General features: G+C 70.5%; 13 protein-coding genes and 1 pseudogene. 9 read left to right on the top strand and 5 right to left on the bottom strand.

The window, feature by feature from the left end:
* Positions 1 to 228: 228 nt before the first annotated feature.
* The gene (locus ACFYX0_RS39525) at positions 229 to 1,128 is read right to left on the bottom strand and encodes a YceI family protein (protein WP_388978569.1); all 900 of its coding nucleotides are present in this window, start codon (positions 1,126 to 1,128) and stop codon (positions 229 to 231) included.
* Positions 1,129 to 1,465: 337 nt separating this feature from the next.
* On the bottom strand, positions 1,466 to 2,806 hold the full coding sequence (locus ACFYX0_RS39520; protein ID WP_388978560.1) for a peptidase S8: 1,341 nt from the start codon (positions 2,804 to 2,806) through the stop codon (positions 1,466 to 1,468).
* A gap of 209 nt (positions 2,807 to 3,015) precedes the next feature.
* On the opposite strand from ACFYX0_RS39520, the pseudogene ACFYX0_RS39515 reads away from it, so the two are divergent.
* A pseudogene (locus ACFYX0_RS39515) lies at positions 3,016 to 3,927 on the top strand (LysR family transcriptional regulator).
* 63 nt (positions 3,928 to 3,990) lie between these two features.
* Here the strand turns inward: ACFYX0_RS39515 and ACFYX0_RS39510 are convergent.
* From ACFYX0_RS39510 to ACFYX0_RS39500, 3 genes are read right to left on the bottom strand one after another with little or no spacing between them, the layout of a single operon-like run.
* The gene (locus ACFYX0_RS39510; RefSeq protein WP_388978558.1) at positions 3,991 to 4,689 is read right to left on the bottom strand and encodes a hypothetical protein; all 699 of its coding nucleotides are present in this window, start codon (positions 4,687 to 4,689) and stop codon (positions 3,991 to 3,993) included.
* Positions 4,690 to 4,745: 56 nt separating this feature from the next.
* Positions 4,746 to 6,479, bottom strand: coding sequence for an MFS transporter (locus ACFYX0_RS39505; protein WP_388978556.1), 1,734 nt, complete (start codon positions 6,477 to 6,479; stop codon positions 4,746 to 4,748).
* Positions 6,480 to 6,520: 41 nt separating this feature from the next.
* Entirely contained in the window at positions 6,521 to 7,012 is a 492-nt protein-coding gene (locus ACFYX0_RS39500) for a MarR family winged helix-turn-helix transcriptional regulator (protein ID WP_388978553.1), read from the bottom strand.
* Between the two features lie 490 nt (positions 7,013 to 7,502).
* Between ACFYX0_RS39500 and ACFYX0_RS39495 the strand changes: the two genes are divergently transcribed.
* The 8 genes from ACFYX0_RS39495 to ACFYX0_RS39460 all read left to right on the top strand — a co-directional run bounded on the left by ACFYX0_RS39495 (position 7,503) and on the right by ACFYX0_RS39460 (position 15,193).
* The gene (locus tag ACFYX0_RS39495; RefSeq protein WP_388978550.1) at positions 7,503 to 9,581 is read left to right on the top strand and encodes an ATP-binding protein; all 2,079 of its coding nucleotides are present in this window, start codon (positions 7,503 to 7,505) and stop codon (positions 9,579 to 9,581) included.
* An 80-nt stretch (positions 9,582 to 9,661) separates the two neighbouring features.
* Positions 9,662 to 10,096 carry a roadblock/LC7 domain-containing protein gene (locus tag ACFYX0_RS39490; RefSeq protein WP_355922534.1) on the top strand — a complete coding sequence of 145 codons (435 nt, stop codon included), beginning with the start codon at positions 9,662 to 9,664 and terminating at the stop codon, positions 10,094 to 10,096.
* A gap of 2 nt (positions 10,097 to 10,098) precedes the next feature.
* On the top strand, positions 10,099 to 10,470 hold the full coding sequence (locus tag ACFYX0_RS39485; protein WP_388978566.1) for a DUF742 domain-containing protein: 372 nt from the start codon (positions 10,099 to 10,101) through the stop codon (positions 10,468 to 10,470).
* Entirely contained in the window at positions 10,448 to 11,053 is a 606-nt protein-coding gene (locus ACFYX0_RS39480) for an ATP/GTP-binding protein (RefSeq protein WP_388978547.1), read from the top strand. The genes ACFYX0_RS39485 and ACFYX0_RS39480 overlap by 23 nt, the downstream gene beginning before the upstream one ends.
* Positions 11,050 to 11,607, top strand: a complete 558-nt coding sequence (locus ACFYX0_RS39475) for a GAF domain-containing protein (protein ID WP_388978544.1) — start codon at positions 11,050 to 11,052, stop codon at positions 11,605 to 11,607. The genes ACFYX0_RS39480 and ACFYX0_RS39475 overlap by 4 nt, the downstream gene beginning before the upstream one ends.
* Positions 11,608 to 11,967: 360 nt before the next feature.
* A complete protein-coding gene (gene tdh / locus ACFYX0_RS39470; RefSeq protein WP_388978541.1) occupies positions 11,968 to 12,996 on the top strand; it encodes an L-threonine 3-dehydrogenase in 1,029 nt (342 codons plus the stop codon).
* Between the two features lie 60 nt (positions 12,997 to 13,056).
* A complete protein-coding gene (locus tag ACFYX0_RS39465; RefSeq protein ID WP_388978540.1) occupies positions 13,057 to 14,256 on the top strand; it encodes a glycine C-acetyltransferase in 1,200 nt (399 codons plus the stop codon).
* A 31-nt stretch (positions 14,257 to 14,287) separates the two neighbouring features.
* Entirely contained in the window at positions 14,288 to 15,193 is a 906-nt protein-coding gene (locus ACFYX0_RS39460) for a LysR family transcriptional regulator (protein ID WP_388978537.1), read from the top strand.
* Positions 15,194 to 15,208: the final 15 nt, after the last annotated feature.

Here is a 15,208-nt window from a genome sequence, read left to right as displayed (position 1 = left end):
CTCTGATCGACAACAGCGAAGCCCCGTTGATGATATCTCATCAACGGGGCTATCTGCAAGAACTAGCCTCAACCAAGATCAAACCGCTGATACCTTCAGGCCGGGGCATCCTCGGAGGAACCCGGTGAACGGGGCTGAACGAGGCGGGAACTGAGACGGACCGCCGATCAACCAGGACACGGCATGCTCGGCCGTGCCGATGGTGAGGCCGAGTCATGCGGGCCCCGTCTACTGTGGCGGCGTCGGAGTGTCCGGACCCTGGAACATGGCCTGGAGATCCAGTTCCAGCTTGATCCGCGGTCCCACCACAGCGATGCCACGAGCCAACATCGAGCGCCAATTGAGAGTGAAGTCCTCTCGGTGCAACTCGGCAGTGGCCAGCGCGGCGCATCGCAACTCCTGTTCGTAGCCTCCGTTGACCATGCCCAGGTAGGTGGTGTCCAACTGTACGGAACGACTGACACCGTGCATGGTGAGCACGCCCTGCACGGTCCACTGGGCGCCCTGCCGGTGCACGAAGGCCTCGCTGGCGAAATGGATGTACGGGTGCCTGCGCACGTCGAGAAAGTCGGGCGAACAAAGATGGCTGTCACGGGTTCTGTTGCCGGTGGTGATGCTGGCTGCCTCGATGGAGACCTCGACGTACGAGTCCTCCATTCGCTCGCCGATCTTGATGTCACCGGAGAACCGGGTGAAGCGGCCGTGCACGTTCGCCATGCCCACGTGCTGCGCGATGAAGCGGATGGCGGTGTGCGGTGGGTCGAATACCCAACTGCCTGATACGGGAAGCTCTTTAATGGGGGAGGGGGGCAGCTGGATCTGCCCGAGGTCGCGAAGCGATCCGGCAGATACCGTGGCGGACCTGCGGACGGGCTCCAGGCTGTCAGCGGTCACCAGGACCGTGTATTCGCCAGGCGGCAGCATAGCGACAAACCGCCCGTAGGGGTCGGTGAGGGAGGTGACCATCATGGAGTGCGTGGCGCCGTTGGTCACTGTGACTGTCGCACAGTGAAGTGGTAGTCCTACCGGGTCCACGACCTCGCAACTGAGAACTCCAGCACCCTGGGGAGGCGTTGGGAGCAGGGCTGTCGAAGTCGTGCCCCTGTGCTTCCGGCGGAGCGAGAAGATCACGGCGGTCGTCCTTTTGGAGCGGAGGGTTCGGAAGGCTCTATCGTTTCACGTTCAACCAATGTCAGGGGTGGGTGGACGGTGAACCCATCGGCGCACTTTCTCCACAATTCCGAAATCGGCCCAGTCCATTGATCGTTGAGAGTCTCACCGCCGCTGAGCTTGACGTTTTTTTGACGTCAGATCACCTGGATTCACGGCGGGAGCCCAGAGGCCGGCGGGGCATCGGGCTTCGACGTCCCGCCGGCCCCACTCCGAGCACTGAGACGAGGCAAAGGCCGGGCTCGCGCCGTGCTTGTGCGGCGCGAGCCCGGCCCTTGTCGGTCGGTGAGCGCCGTCAGAAGGCGCCGGTGCCGTTGGGCGTGCCGAGACCGGTCGGCCCGTCGTATCCCGGCCCCGCGGTGCACAGGTAGCTGCCGCCGCAGAGGCCGTTGCTGCCCGAGGTGACGTCGTTGAGCGCCGACGTGTGGCTGTACGGGTACGAGCCGTTGACGACCTGAGAGGTGTTCCCAGCCAGGGCGTAGACGCTCGCGATGATCGGCGACGAGGCGCTGGTGCCGCCGACTTCGACCCATCCGTCGGCACCCTGTGCGAGGCCGAGCTGAAGCTCGGTGTCGCACAGCGATCCCCCGCCGCAGTTGTTGTACGTGTCGTACACCGCGACCCCGGTGTTGGGGTCGGCGACCGCGGACACATCGGCGACGGTGCGCTTGGCGCATCCGGAGTCATGCTGCCAGGACGGCTTGGCCTCGTACGCCGAGCAGCCCGAGCCCGCGCCGCTCCAGGCGGTCTCGGTCCAGCCGCGCGAGTTGGACGCCTTGCTCAGCGAGGTGCCGCCCACGGCGGTGACGTACGGGGAGGAGGCCGGCCAGGAGGCGCCGTAACCCGAGTCACCCGAGCTCGCGGTGATCGCGACGCCGGAGTGTTTGAAGTGGGAGTCGGCGGCGGTGATGGTGTTGTCCTCGGACCCGCCCCAGCTGTCGGAGACGGAGACGACGCCCGGGGTGGTGGCGGCGGTGTCCTCGGCCGTCATGAGGTCGGGGGTGTTCGCCGAGTTCGCCTCGACCAGGAGGATGTGGCAGCCGGGGCAGGTCGCCGAGACCATGTCGAGGTCGAGGCTGATCTCCTCGGCCCATCCGTAGTCACCGGAGGGCATCGGCGATGCCTGACCGTTCTGATTCACCTTGCGGAAGCAGCCGTTGGCGGTGGTGCATGACGGCAGGCCGTAGGCGCTGCGGTAAGTGGCCAGGTCGGACTCGGCGTTCGGGTCGTCCATCGCGTCGACGATCGCCACCGTGCGGCCGGACCCCGAGGTACTGCCCAGGTTGTAGGCGGAACGCAGGTCGGACGGCACGTACCCCACGGTGGTCGGGGAACCGGTCGTGAACGGGGACATGCGGCCCGAGGCGGTGCGGTGGGCCTTCAGAACGCCGAAACAGCGGACCTGTCCGGCGTGCACGGGGCGAGCGCAGCCGAAATCCGCTGTGCTCGCGGAGGCGGACGCGCGCGGGGCGGACGAGAGGGCGGCGGCCTGGGCACCGGTGGCGAGGCCGATGGTGAGGGCGGTGGCGGCGAGTGTGAGCAGCGCGGTGAGGGCGGCTGCCGGTCGCCGCACCCGGCGTCTCGGTCGGTGGCGGTGGATCAATAGGGATCCGGAGGGTGTCTCTCGGTGGTGCATCAAGCCTCCGTGAGGTTTCAGGCGGTTCGAAAGGGCCACATGGCGAGAGGCGGCAGCGGCAGACGGCACGTCAGGTCAGCCACGCTTCAGATGGGTTTCACCATGCGGCTGCCGTGTTGCGCTGGTCAAGGACACGCCAATGCAGGTGTTGTGAGGCTGCCGAGGTGGGAGCGTGAACCGCTGATGATGCAGGCGTGTCCTCAGTCGTGATCACGTGGGGTCACGAGCCCTTACCGCAGCTGCACGCCTTCGTCGTGCTCGCAGAGGAACTTCACTTCGGCAACGCGGCCGCCCGCCTGGGCATCGCCCAGCCGCCGCTGAGTCAGCAGATCCGCCGGCTGGAGGACAAGGTCGGCCACACGCTGTTCACCCGCGCCCCAGGAAGCGTCACCCTGATCCCCGGCCGGCAGCGAACTGCTGCCCGCCGCCCGGCGGGCACTCACCGACATCGCGGACGGCCTGGCCGCGGCCCGGGCCGTCGGCAGTGGCAGTGCCGGCCGCCTGCGGATCGGCTTCGCCGCCTCCCTCGCCCTGACGATCCTGCCCGGCCTGCTGCGCACGTTTCGTCACCAGTTCCCCTGCGTGCACCTGGACATCAACGAGATGACCACCGCTCCGCAGATCGCCGCCCTGCACGACAAGACCATCGACATCGGTCTACTGGGTGAACCCCCCAACGGCGAGACGGAGCTCGGCTTCAGGACGGTACTCAGCGAGCCTTTCGTGGCCGTGCTGCCGTCCACCCATCCGCTGGCCACCCAACGGACCGTACGGTTTGCACAGTTGGCGGACTCGCCCTTTGTGCTGCTGCCCCGCACGGTCGGTCCGTCACTGCACGACCAGATCATCGGCCTGTGCACCGCGGCAGGTTTCACACCGCAGGTGCTCCAGGACGCGGTGGAGTGGCAAACCGTGTGGCACTCGTGGAAACCGGTCTGGGCGTCTCGCTGGCCCCGGCGAGCATCCGACGCATCCGCCTCAAAGGCGTCGCCTTCCGCAGGATCGAACCCGGCACCGCCCGCACACGAGTGGCCGTCGCCTGGCGCGAGAACGACCGTAATCCCCTGGTCAGGCGCCTGCTGGCGATCATCAGCCAAGATCCGTCGGACGGGCCCTGGTAGTGCTTCGTCATGTCGAGTGATCTCGCCCTGGTGGTGGGGCGTCCATCCGTCAGGGGGCCGTCCTCAGGACTGCGGGGTGCCGCAGAAGGGGCACTGGGCGACGTTCGCCCTCATCAGCAGTGTGGGCAGCGGCCTGTTGAGGATCTCCTCGCGGGGCAGGGTGAGGCCGAAGTGACGTTCGATGACGCCGAGACAGGTGCGGTGCACCGTGCGGCGGTCGTCGAGGAGCCGCTCGGGATCCTCGGGTGGCAGACCCGCGGCCCTCAGTTCCGCTTCGAGGGCGGACGCGACCTCCGGGTCGCCGTCGACCCCGGTGTATCCCCATGAGCCGTCGAGGTGGAGGTTGAAGGCGCACAGGGTCCGGCCGTCGTGCTCGTAGGAGAAGTACGGGGGGACGGGCTTGCCGTTCTCCTCCTCGTACCAGAGGCGGTAGACATGGGCGCCACCTCGTGACACGGGCGGCTCCGGGCCGAACTCCCCGTACCACGATCCGTGTTGGACGACATAGGACCACTCGTCGATCTCGCCGTAGCGCAGGGCGATGGCCTGGTGGGTGTCACCGAACAGGCCGCTCATCACGTCGTCGGCCTGACACCCGGTGAGGCTCCCGAGGGACCGTGGCAACTGCTTGTGCCGGCCGAACCGGCTGGCGGCGACACGCGCCGCCAGCTCCTCTCCGGCGAGGTCCAGGGCGATGACGACGCTGTATCCGCCCCAGTCGATCGACTTCGGTTCCCCGAGCCAGGTGATTCCGTCGGTCATGCGGATCACCCCATCAGGTGCACACCCCGCCTCGCTGTGATGGAGGCCACATTCCGTCAGAGTCCTTTCCACGCCGCGCTGTTGCGCAGTTCCGCGAAGGCCGACGCGGTCAGCGGACGGGGAGTGTGGTCCGGGTCCACGAGGACCACGGTGCAGGCGGCGGCGTGGGTGAGCGCGGTGGTGAAACTGCCGTCGGCGAATTGGGCGAGCGGGCCGCGCGGCGAGCGTCCGACGGCGACGGTGGGCGCATGGATCTCGGCCGCGTGCCGGGCGAGGGCCCGGCCCGCCGACGCGTGGTCGCCGACGGAGGCGAGGATCTGGCCGCCGGCCGGTATACCCTGCGCGGCCAGCCGGTCGAGATGGGCGGTGACGGCCGAACGGGCCTGGTCGAAGTCCTCGGTGTCGACGGCCTGTTCCTCGACGACGGCGGTCTGCAGGACGTGGACGACCTCCAGGGGGCTGCCGGTGTCGCGGGCAAGGCGGGCGGCGGTGTCGACGATGATCGCGGCCCGGTCGTGGTCTCCCACGGCGACCACCACAGGGGGCGTGTCGGCCGCCACCGGGGCGCCGACGGGGGTGAAGGCCGGGGCCACGGGCCGTCCTTCACCGGCGCGCTGCTCGGCCTGGCTGAGCAGATGGTGACCGCTGGCCAGGACCGGGATGGCCAGGACGAAGGTGGCGGCGCCGAGGTAGAAGGGAACGCTCAGGTCGGTGGCGTCGGCCAGCTTGCCGGCGACGAACGGGGCCAGGCCACCGCCGATGAAGCGCAGGAAGCCGTAGGCGGAGGAGGCCACGGGGCGCTCGACGGGGGAGACCAGCATGACGGCCTGGGTGGTGAGGGTGTTGTTGATGCCGATGAAGGCGCCGCTGACGATGACCGCCACGATGACCACCGTCGGGGTGCCGACACCGGCGGCGATGACGGCCATCACGACGCCGAGGCCCAGCAGGTTGGCGTACAGCACGGGAGCGGTGCCGTAACGGGCTTGCAGACGCGGGGCGAAGAAGACGCTGAACGCGGCCACGAGCAGGCCCCAGCCGGTGAAGACCAGACCGAGCTGATGGGCGCCCAGCTTCATGGGGTAAGGCGCGTAGCCGAGCATCGTGAAGAAGCCCCAGTTGTACAGCAGCGCCATGATGCCCATGGTGAGCAGTCCGCGGTGGCGCAGCGCCCGGAGCGGGGCGATCGGTGAGGTGGGGCGCTTCGGCTTGGGCAGCTCCGGGACGAAGGCGAGGGTCGCGATCAGGGCGATGGCCATCAGTACGGCGACGCCGTAGAACGGGCCGCGCCAGCTGATGGCGCCCAACTCGCCGCCCAGCAGCGGGCCCACGGCGATACCGAGTCCGAGCGCGGTCTCGTAGAGGATGATCGCGCCGCCGAAGCCGCCGCTGGCGGAGGCCACGATGACGGCCAGCGAGGTGGCGATGAACAGGGCGTTGCCCAGACCCCAGCCCGCGCGGAAGCCGACGATCCCGTTGATGGAGTCGGAGGTGCCGGCCAGGGCGGCGAAGACGACTATGAGCGCCAGGCCGGTGATCAGCGTGCGCTTGGCGCCGATGCGGCTGGAGACCCAGCCGACGATGAGCATCGCCACCGCGGTCACGATGAGGTAGCTGCTGAACAGCAGGGAGACCTGGCTGGGCGAGGCGTGCAGGCTCTTGCCCAGGGCGGGCAGGATCGGGTCGACCAGACCGATGCCCATGAACGAGATGACGCAGGCGAACGCGACCGCCCAGACGGCCTTGGGCTGCTTGAAGGGGCTCGCGGCCTCTCCATGCGAAGCACTCATGCGTACGTGTCCTCCGGAAGTTGCGGGGTGGGTGGGGCGGTTCAGGAACCTCGGTGGTCCTGGATCGCACGGGCGAGGGCAGGCAGCGCGACGTTCACCGCGCGCTGCTCGGGCTCGGTCAGTTCCTCGATCAGCTCCTGCAAGGCCTGCGCGCGTTCGGCGCGCCGTTGCCGGAAGACGTCCAGACCGGTTTCGGTGATCTCTACCAGGACGCCTCGTCCGTCGGTGCTGTCCGCGCTCCGCCGTACGAGGCCTGCGCGTTCCATGCGGGTGACGAGCTGGGTCATGTTGGGCTGGGAGACGCCCTCGGCCCGGGCCAGCTCGGTCAGCCGGTACGGACCCTCCCGCCCCAGACGGCCCAGGGCGGAGGAGGCCGCGGTGCTCAGACCGGCGGTGGTGGCTCTGTGGCGGACATAGCGGACCATCCGCTCCCAGGCGATCATCAGGTTCTCGGACGAGACGTCGGCCGAGTCCTCGGACGAGTCCTTGGGCGAGACCTCGGGTGGATCGGAGTCCATAACCAGCTTATGCATAAGCGCATTATGCATATAGGTGTAGCGTGAATCAATAGGTGAGACGGTCGGGCGGTCCGGGGTGGCGGACGGTCGTTCCCGATGCGCCGCGTGACTTCTCCGGAGGAGCGTCAGGGGTTCCCGGGGGTGGAGGCGGGTTCCGGCCAAGGTCCAGACGGACGGGGTGCGGAGGTGGTGGCTCTCCGGCGCTCACCCTTCTCTTGTGGCCGCTTCTGGCCAGCTCTGATCACTTCCACGGCGTCCGTGAACGTATGCAGGGAGCGGCTATCGGTCTGTCGTACGAGGCCTCATACCAGGGCGGGAAGCTCTGCGGAGGACTTTGTCAACAGGCCATCACGGCTCCCTGAAGGACAACTACTCTGAGTTGCCGTTGGTCGACGCAGAGACGGGAGATGCGGCTCTTTTTCGACCGGCGCCGCGACGCCGCACGCCCGCGTCGCGCAGACCCGCGGGAGCCCCACGCCCCGACGCACCCAGTACGAGGACGCCGATGTCTCACCTCCGCGCACCGGCCGCACGCGCAGACCGCCGTGAGGGCGGCCGGCACGGGCGGCCGGCCGCCCAGCCCGCCCCCACACCGGCCGAGACCCCCATACGGCACCAACTGCTGCGCCTGGCGATCCTGCCGCCGGTCGCGGTGGCCCTCAGCGCGTGCGCCGCCGTGCTCTTCACCGTCCGTACCACCGGCGCGCGCCTCTCCCCCCTTCTCTGGATCGTGCTCGCGGGCGCCCTCGCCGTGACCCTCGCGGGCATCGTGATCGCCGCCGTGGCCGCCGAACGCACCGCCGTCTCCGTGCGGGACCGCCTCCACGAGCTGCGCCGCGCCAGCGCCCGCGGCGCCGCCGACCTGCATCGTCTCGTAGAGGCGCTGCGCCGCGGCGAGGCGCCGCCCACACGCGGACCCCACGCCGAACACGCCGCGGGCGCCGACGACTTCGAGCAGCTCGCCGCGGAGCTGGCGCGCGCCCACGACGGCGCCGTCGCCGCGGTCGTCCAGGCCGCACAGCTCTCCAGCCGGGCCGGCAGCGAACAGAAGCTGGAGGTGTTCCTCAACCTCGCCCGGCGACTTCAGTCCCTCGTGCACCGGGAGATTTCGATCCTCGACGAGCTGGAGAACGAGATCGAGGACCCTGACCTGCTCAAGGGCATCTTCCATGTCGACCACCTCGCCACCCGCATCCGGCGCCACGCGGAGAACCTCGCGGTGCTCGGCGGCGCAGTGTCCCGCCGCCAGTGGAGCACGCCGGTGCCCATGACGGAGGTGCTGCGCTCCGCCACCGCCGAGGTCGAGCAGTACGCACGGGTCAGACTCGTGCCACCGGTCGAGGGCACCCTGCGCGGGCACGCCGTCGCCGATGTGATCCATCTGCTCGCCGAACTCGTCGAGAACGCCACGGTGTTCTCGCCTCCGCACACCCAGGTGCTGCTACGGGCGGGCCTCGTCACCTCCGGGCTCGCCGTGGAGGTCGAGGACCGCGGGCTCGGCATGCCACCGGCCGAGCAGAGCAGAATGAACGCCCTGCTCGCCGACCCCGACCAGGTCAATGTCGCCGGCTTGCTGGCGGATGGCCGCATCGGCCTGTTCGTGGTCTCCCAACTCGCCCGCCGGCACGGCATCCATGTGCGGCTGCAGACCAATATCTACGGCGGTGTGCAAGCCGTGCTCGTGCTGCCGCAGGGCCTGCTCGGGGAGGGCTGCGGCACGGCCGAGGCCATGACGCCGGGCGCGGTGCAGGGCACGGTCATCGGGACGGCACCGTTCACGGCCTCCGGAGCGACGGACCTCCGGGAGGCGGGGGGCGTCGGCACGCACACCCAGGCGCCGGCGCCGTGGGACAGCCGGACCGGCCGAACCTCGTCCGGCGCCTCGGAGCACCCCGTGCCGCCGGGACCCCGGCAGCCGGGGGACGTCCGGATCCCGGGCAGCCGGGCCCGGTCTCCGCTTCCCGTGCGCGACGCCGACGTCCCGCGCCCCAACCCGGCCGAGGCGCAGCCCGGAGTCCGGCCCGGCGACCGTCCGACCGTCGTGGGCACCGCCGGCGGAGTCGCGGGGGCGCCCGGCGGACTCGTATCGCCTTCGAGCGGCGCCGAGTCGGCCCTGGACAGGCTCGTATCCGCTCCGGGCGATGCCGAGTCGCCCCCGGGCGGTGTCGCGCCCGCTCCCAGCGGATTCGTCCCGCCCCCGCTCGGTGTCGTCTCGGCTCAGGGCGGACTCGTATCGCCCCCCGGCGGACTCGTGGGCGCCCCGGGCAGACCCCCGGCACCGCAGCCGGGCACCGTGCGCGGCACCATGGGCAAGCCCCGACTGCCGCGCAGACGTGCCCAGGAGCACATCGCGCCCCAGCTCCGCGGCGGCCCCGCCGCCCCCGTCCACCAGGACGCCGGGCAACTCGTCGGCCACGACCCAGGTCTGATGGCCGCCTTCCAGCGGGGCATCTCCCTCGCGGAAGCGCGGCAGCAGGCGGACCTGGACCCCGTCGAGGCGGCCGCCCACCCCGAGCCCGACGTCCCGCGCGCACCGGCCCCGGAGCTGACGGCACGTCACCGTGGCAACCCGTCGGCCGGATGACCGCCGAGCCGATCGGCCGGACGACCGCCCCCGTCCCACCCGCTCTCGCGAACCCGCGTACCCCAAGGAGTCGATCCATCATGGCGAGCGACATGCCGACTGCCCATGTCTCCGACCTCGACTGGCTGATGAGCGGCCTCGTGCAGCGCGTACCCCACACCAAGAGCGCCGTCCTGCTCTCCTGCGACGGGCTGGTGAAGTCCGTGCACGGCCTCGACACGGACAGCGCCGACCATATGGCGGCCCTGGCCTCGGGCCTCTACTCGCTCGGCCGCAGCGCGGGCGTCCGCTTCGGGGACGGCGGTGACGTACGGCAGATCGTCGTCGAACTCGACTCGACCCTGCTCTTCGTCACCACCGCCGGCTCCGGCACCTGTCTCGCCGTGCTCGCCGACCGCGAGGCCGACGCGGCCGTCCTCGGCTACGAGATGGCGATGCTCGTGAAGAGCGTGCGGCCCTATCTGGTCACCGCGCCCCGCCGGAGCGCCGCGCAGCCCTCGGTGACCGGGCCTTGAACGTGACCGCGGCCGGTGACGGCCCCTGGCTCGACGACGCGGCCGGACGACTGATCCGTCCCTACACGGTCAGCAACGGCCGCACCCGGCCGAGCGCCGCCCTCGATCTGCTCTCCCAGGTGATGGCCACGGGCACGACCCCGCTCGGCACGCTCGGCCCCGAGCACGCCGAGGCGCTCGGCCGGTGTGCGGTCCCCGTCTCGGTCGCCGAGGTGGCCGCGCATCTCAAGCTGCCGGCGGTGGTCACCAAGGTGCTGCTCGCCGACCTTGTCGACTGCGGGGCCCTCACCACCAAGCCCCCCGCCTTCCACCACAACCCCACTGACCGGTCTCTGCTGGAGGCAGTGCTCGATGGACTACGACGACAGCTCTGACCCCTTTCCCACCGCGCTGAAGATCCTGGTGGCGGGAGGGTTCGGAGTAGGCAAGACGACCTTCGTGGGCGCGGTGAGCGAGATCTCACCGCTGAGCACGGAGGAGCTGCTCACCACGGCCGGCGCCGCGACCGACAGTCTCGACGGGATCGAGAACAAGATCGAGACGACCGTGGCGATGGACTTCGGCCGCATCACCCTCGACCCGCAGCATGTGCTGTACCTGTTCGGCACGCCCGGACAGGAACGGTTCTGGTTCATGTGGGACGAGTTGTCCGAAGGCGCGCTGGGAGCGGTCATCCTCGCCGACACCCGCAGGCTGGAGGACTGCTTCGCCGCGGTCGACTTCTTCGAGCAGCGCGGACTCGGATTCATCATCGCCCTCAACGAGTTCGACGGCTCCCATCGCTACGACTCCGCGGAGGTGCGGGCCGCCCTCGACCTCGACCCGGAGATCCCCGTGGTGTGCTGCGACGCCCGGATCTCCAGCTCGGGGGTGCAGACGCTGCTCACGCTCGTCCGCCACCTCCTCACGCACACCCCGGCGACGACACCGGCCCCGAGGCCCGGAGCGCGGACATGACCCTGAGCCGACTGCTGCTGACCCCCGAGGACCGGGGCGCCCCCGAGCGCGTCCACCGACTGCGCCTGCTCGGCCTGGGCGAGCGCGCCGAACCGGAGTTCGACGCCTTCGCGGACCGGCTGGCGGAGCTCACCTCGGCGCCGTACGCGATGGTCACCTTCGTCGACGAGCACCGGCAGTTCTTCGCGGGCCTCCACCAGCCCGACGACCGCCCGCTCGCCGCGCTCCCCACCTCGGACGGCACGAGCGCGCCCGCGCGTCAGCTGGGCCGCGAGTACGGCTTCTGTCCGCATGTGGTCGTCCGGCGCAAGGCGCTCGTCCTCGAGGACGTCCGCGACTATCCGCGCTTCGCCCAGAACCCCGCCGTCGACGAGATCGGGATCCGCTCCTATCTCGGCGCGCCGCTCGTGGACCGCACGGGCACCGCCCTCGGCACGGTCTGCGCCGCCGACGTGGAGCCGCGTCCCTGGGGCCGGGCGGGGCTGGAGACCATCAAGGCGCTGGCCGCGGAGCTGACGGAGGACATCGCACGCCGGGAGGGCGGCACGACCTGAGTCGGCGTGAGCCAGGACCGCTCTGCCGTGGCGTGCCCCGCGGTGTCCTTCCGAATGCCCGCTGAGTCGTGCCCCGCGGCGGCCTTCCGCGCGCACGCCGAGTGCTGTCCCATGGTGTCCTGCCAGGCGCCCGCTGACTGTGTGTCCCGCGCGATCCCGAGCCGGTCGCGTCCGCGGAGCGGGGAGTGATGCCGCAGGTGACACAGTGGGCGTGAAGGAAAGCTGTGGCGGCGCTTAAGAAATCCTCGATGGACCAGTGCGTCGCCGTAGGGCAGATTGCTACGCGATTCCACTCCTCTCCCCGGTGCGGGCTCCTTCGGCGTGTCCGGAACCGGGACCTCACTCACAGGAGCCGTAGCGTTGAAGGCGCTGGTCAAGGAGAAGGCGGAGCCCGGGCTCCAGCTCGCGGACGTCCCGGAACCCGTCATCGGATCCGGCGACGTGCTGATCAAGGTCCTGCGGACCGGCATCTGCGGCACCGACCTGCACATCCGGGCCTGGGACGGCTGGGCGCAGCAGGCGATCCGCACCCCGCTGGTGGTGGGGCACGAGTTCGTCGGCGAGGTCGTCGAGACCGGCCGTGACGTCACGGACATCAAGGTGGGCGACCGGGTCAGCGGCGAGGGCCACCTGGTGTGCGGGAAGTGCCGCAACTGCCTGGCCGGGCGCCGCCATCTGTGCCGGGCGACGGTCGGGCTCGGGGTCGGGCGCGACGGCGCGTTCGCCGAGTATGTGGCCCTGCCCGCCGGCAACGTCTGGGTGCACCGCACCCCCGTGGACCTCGATGTGGCCGCGATCTTCGACCCGTTCGGCAACGCCGTGCACACCGCCCTGTCGTTCCCCCTGGTCGGCGAGGACGTCCTGATCACCGGTGCCGGCCCGATCGGTCTGATGGCCGCGGCCGTGGCCCGGCACGCGGGCGCACGCAACGTCGTCGTGACCGATGTGAGCGAGGAGCGCCTGGAGCTGGCGCGCAAGATCGGCGCGAGCCTCGCGCTGAACGTCTCCGAGGCGACGATCGCCGACGGCCAGCGGGAGCTGGGCCTGCGTGAGGGCTTCGACATCGGTCTGGAGATGTCCGGCCGCCCCGAGGCGATGCGCGACATGATCGCCAACATGACGCACGGCGGCCGGATCGCCATGCTCGGACTGCCGTCCCAGGAGTTCCCCGTCGACTGGGCCCGCATCGTCACCTCCATGATCACGATCAAGGGCATCTACGGCCGAGAGATGTTCGAGACGTGGTACGCGATGTCGGTCCTGCTGGAGGGCGGGCTCGACCTGTCGCCCGTGATCACCGGCCGGTACGACTACCGCGACCACGAGGCGGCGTTCGAGGACGCGGCGAGCGGCCGGGGCGGCAAGATCATCCTGGACTGGACCGCGTAGCCCTGCCCCGCGGTAGCCGCCTTCCCGCCTTCCCGCGTAAGCACTTTGAGGAGCTTCCCCATGTTCGACTCCGTGCGCGACGACCTGCGCGCCACCCTCGACGAGATCCGGGCCGCCGGTCTGCACAAGCCCGAGCGTGTGATCGGCACCCCGCAGTCCGCGACCGTGAACGTCACCGCGGGCGGCCGCCCCGGTGAGGTGCTCAACTTCTGCGCGAACAACTACCTCGGCCTCGCCGACCACCCCGAGGTCATCGCCGCCGCCCACACGGCGCTGGACCGCTGGGGCTACGGCATGGCGTCCGTGCGGTTCATCTGCGGTACGCAGGAGGTGCACAAGGAGCTCGAGGCACGGCTGTCCGCGTTCCTCGGCCAGGAGGACACGATCCTGTACTCCTCCTGCTTCGACGCCAACGGCGGTGTCTTCGAGACCCTCCTCGGCCCGGAGGACGCGGTGATCTCCGACGCCCTCAACCACGCCTCGATCATCGACGGCATCCGCCTGTCCAAGGCGCGCCGCTTCCGCTACGCCAACCGGGACATGGCCGATCTTGAGCGGCAGCTCAAGGAGGCCTCGGAGGGCGGGGCCCGCCGCAAGCTGGTCGTCACCGACGGCGTGTTCTCCATGGACGGCTATGTGGCCCCGCTGCGGGAGATCTGCGACCTCGCCGACCGGTACGACGCCATGGTCATGGTCGACGACTCGCACGCCGTCGGTTTCGTCGGCCCGGGCGGCCGCGGCACCCCCGAACTGCACGGGGTCATGGACCGCGTCGACATCATCACCGGCACCCTCGGCAAGGCGCTCGGCGGCGCCTCCGGCGGCTATGTCGCCGCCCGCGCCGAGATCGTCGCCCTGCTGCGCCAGCGCTCGCGGCCGTATCTCTTCTCCAACACGCTCGCCCCGGTGATCGCGGCAGCCTCGCTCAAGGTGCTCGACCTGCTGGAGTCGGCGGGCGACCTGCGCGAGAAGCTGGCCGGGAACACCGCGCTGTTCCGCAGCCGGATGACCGAGGAGGGCTTCGACATCCTCCCGGGCGACCACGCGATCGCCCCGGTGATGATCGGCGACGCTTCGAAGGCCGGACGCATGGCCGAGCTGCTGCTGGAGCGCGGCGTGTACGTCATCGGCTTCTCCTACCCGGTGGTCCCGCAGGGCCAGGCCCGTATCCGGGTGCAGCTGTCCGCCGCGCACTCCACGGACGACGTCAACCGCGCCGTCGACGCGTTCGTGTCCGCCCGGGCGGAGCTGGAGGGCTGACCAGCCCGCGCTTCTTGCGATAATCGTTTGCATGATCGAAGCGCGGCGGCTGCACATCCTCCGTGCGGTGGCCGACCACCGCACGGTCACAGCCGCTGCCGCCGCGCTCTATCTCACCCCCTCCGCCGTCTCCCAGCAGCTCGCCGCGCTGGAACAGGAGACCGGTCACCGGCTGGTCGAGCGGGGCGCCAAGGGAGTACGGCTGACCCCGGCCGGTGAGATCCTGCTCGGCCACACGAACGCCGTCCTCGCCCAGCTGGAGCGCGCCGAGGCCGAGCTGGCCGCCTACGGCGCCGGCTCGGCGGGCACGGTGACCCTCGCCTCCTTCGCCACCGGCATCGGCCTGGTCGTGGCTCCCGCGCTGGCACGGCTCGCCCGCACCGCGCCCGGCATCCGGGTCCGGGTGCAGGACGCCGAGGGCGACGCGAGCCTGCCCATGGTCCTGGACCGGCAGGTCGACGTCGCCGTCGCCGTGGAGTACCGGGGCGCGCCCGACGCGGACGACCCCCGGCTCACGCCCGTCCCGCTCTACGCCGAACCCTTCGACGCGGTCGTGCCGGTCACCCATCGGCTGGCCGGCGTGGCCGAGGTGCCGCTGGCGGATCTGGCCAAGGACCCGTGGATCGGCCCCTACCCGGGCAATCCCTGCCATGACGTCGTCGTGCTGGCCTGTGAGCACGCCGGATTCCAGCCCCGCCTGGAGCACTCCTCCGACGACTTCCGCGCGGTCGTGGCGCTCGCCTCGGCCGACGCGGGCGTGGCTCTCGTGCCCCGTTCCGCCCTGCGCGGAATGGACCTGACGGGCGTGGTCGTCCGCCCGGTCGACGGGGTCGCCCCCACTCGCCGGGTTTTCGCGGCCGTCCGCCGCGGGGCGGAGGGGCACCCGCTGATCCGCCCGGTGCTGGACGCGCTGACAGAGGCCGCCACCGTGAACTGACGGGCCGGACCGTGA

It is taken from the genome of Streptomyces sp. NPDC002573 (assembly GCF_042889625.1).
GTDB classification, from domain to species: domain Bacteria; phylum Actinomycetota; class Actinomycetes; order Streptomycetales; family Streptomycetaceae; genus Streptomyces; species Streptomyces gibsoniae.
This window is presented reverse-complemented; position numbering and strand designations above follow the sequence as displayed.